This is a genomic window from Agromyces cavernae, from assembly GCF_021044935.1.
In the GTDB taxonomy this organism is placed as follows: domain Bacteria; phylum Actinomycetota; class Actinomycetes; order Actinomycetales; family Microbacteriaceae; genus Agromyces; species Agromyces cavernae.
Genome location: NZ_JAJNMP010000010.1, coordinates 1 through 1,071 on the forward strand (window position 1 = coordinate 1; position 1,071 = coordinate 1,071).

1 rRNA gene is annotated in these 1,071 nt (G+C 43.6%); it reads left to right on the forward strand.

Annotated elements, in window-relative coordinates:
* Positions 1–173 precede the first annotated feature (173 nt).
* A 5S ribosomal RNA gene (rrf, locus tag LQ757_RS19585) occupies positions 174–292 on the forward strand.
* Positions 293–1,071: the final 779 nt, after the last annotated feature.

Consider the following 1,071-nt stretch of genomic DNA (forward strand, 5'->3'; position numbering starts at 1 on the left):
GACTTGAACGGCGCGTCTCTGCGCCTAACACCAACCTACAGCAGACAGCGAGCGAGGTCTACGATCGGCAACCCCCCTCTCCACACAACACACAGCCAGTAGCACTGACGAAGGGGTAGAGGCCTAGTCGGGTGGTGGGGGGTTTGTAACTGACATGGCACTTGTCCATAGACGCTTACGACCATATCACGTTGAATGCACGCCATCCCGTCCGATCTGGCAAGTTAAGCAACGTTGAGTCCAGTTAGTACTTGGATCGGAGACGGCCTGGGAATCCTGGATGTTGTAAGCTTTTTGCATTTTTTTAGAATGACTAAAAAAATTTGTTTTTGTTGCAACATCATATGAATTAGAAACGATTTTAAAATAATTTTCAAAAAATTTTTCCCCAGCCAAAATGACACTTCTGGAGAGTCGTATTTTCGAGTGTAATTAAGAGACTGCTATTTTTTTTAGGTGTGTGATGTGTTGGACTTTATTGCGTGTACCTAATGAGTGAATATTGATTATACTGGATGTGTCGGGTCGATTTTTGGAACATGAAAAATTTAGGTTCTTTTGAAAATTTTTGAGAACAATTGCATTTTTCAGTTGAGGAGCGCACGGCACCCATACATTAGAATCTATAATTTTTTTGCATCACATAGACTATTTCCATATATGTATGTACCAGTAGCAAGAATGAAAAGCACTTTTGAAGAGTGTAGATGAGCTGGAGGGCAACATCATATTTAGATCGGGGATCCCGTCCCCCAATCAATATCATCACCTTCCCACATCTCCACATACGGACAGCCATGCTCCCTCATCTCCACATATTTTCGAATGGACCGTTCTCCAACATGGATGAACCGATTTTCGAATTTCTTAGTATTTTTGTCTCCCCGAGAGGAGACGTTCCAAAATTTATAGCTAACGCCAAATTTCTTTGGGTCAGTTTCAATGTTTACCTCAAACTTGGGTAATTAAACCGACTTGAACGGCGCGTCTCTGCGCCTAACACCAACCTACAGCAGACAGCGAGCGAGGTCTACGATCGGCAACCCCCCTCTCCACACAACACACAGCCAG